This window comes from Streptomyces sp. TAA040 (assembly GCF_000424845.1).
Genome location: NZ_AUKR01000074.1, coordinates 1 through 1,118, shown reverse-complemented (window position 1 = coordinate 1,118; position 1,118 = coordinate 1). Strand labels below are relative to the sequence as shown.

Sequence of the window (1,118 nt, the reverse complement as noted above, 5' to 3'; positions counted from 1 at the left end):
TTTCCAGGGACACCCCGCCACACACCGGTACATGACGTCACGTCACACACGAGACCGACGAACCGGACCGATCCTGTTCGTGCAATGACCCTGGATCATGGACACCCTCTCTTCGTGCCCGCAGGCATTTGGAAAGACTCGTCTAGGGGGATCCACTCGGATGTGAGGATCGGCTTCATTCGGTGCTCGGTCGGCGCGCTGGGGAACACGTTCATCAGCAGGAACTGGAGGGCCTGCGCGCCCTCGGCTGCCGCGGCCCGGCTCGCGGCAAGCACCAGCTCGTACGGCAGGCTCTGGGTGACCCAGGCGAAGTCGGCCTGGTTCGCGCTCATGACAGAGAGCTGCTGCATGGCGTCGAACAGTGCCTTGGGGCCGCGGCTCCGAGGGTTGTACAGCACCTGTGTCCACCCGTGCGGTACGACAGGCGTCACGTCGCGCCACGGTGTCGGACCGTCGCCGGCCGATTCACGCACCAGCAAGTGCACGTTCTGCACACCCGGATTCGGTGCGAAGAACCGCCATCCGGGTATGGGCCAGCCACCCGTGAATTTACGCAGGTCCTGGTTGTAGGAGTCGGGCGTGTTCTGCAGAACGGTCGCGACCAGGTGCGCCGCGAGCGCCCCTACGGCACAGGAAGCCACTGCACTCTTGATCCGGTCAGCGAGCATCCATGAACCTTCTGATAGCACCTTCGACCTTTTCAGCGTGGTGTCGGTATCCGATGATCGACCGGTGCGCAGATCCGTGCACCACTTCGATCTTCGCTCCGATTTTCTCGGCCAGTACCGCCTGTTGCTCGGCGAACTCGTCCGAGGCGATAACCAGGACTGACTTCACCGCGCTGAGGCGGTCAACGGCGCCGTCGGTCTGAATGCCCCGGTACTCACGGACCGAGTTGACGATGTTCCTCGGCGAGAACACGAACTGCACATGGCTGTACTGAGTGTCAGGTGTGTATCCTGCCTGACGCTCCACCGCGTTGGGCGCCCACTCGTAAATTCCCGCCACGGCCGCCAACCAGGGCAGGGCGGCTTCAAGTTCCCGGTAGGAGCGGGCTGTCGGTGATGCCCCAGATCCAGACGGCGTGTTCGGGTGCGTTCCGGATCGCTCGGGTTGTC

At 63.5% G+C, this 1,118-nt stretch carries 1 protein-coding gene and 1 pseudogene; both read right to left on the bottom strand.

Annotated elements, in window-relative coordinates; all coding sequences use genetic code 11:
- Nucleotides 1-95: 95 nt before the first annotated feature.
- Nucleotides 96-668 (bottom strand): hypothetical protein, encoded by a 573-nt coding sequence (locus H300_RS28605; RefSeq protein ID WP_051270281.1) that lies wholly within the window; start codon nucleotides 666-668, stop codon nucleotides 96-98.
- A pseudogene (locus H300_RS0121725) lies at nucleotides 658-1,118 on the bottom strand (hypothetical protein); the annotation flags it as partial. The pseudogene H300_RS0121725 and the gene H300_RS28605, both read right to left, overlap by 11 nt.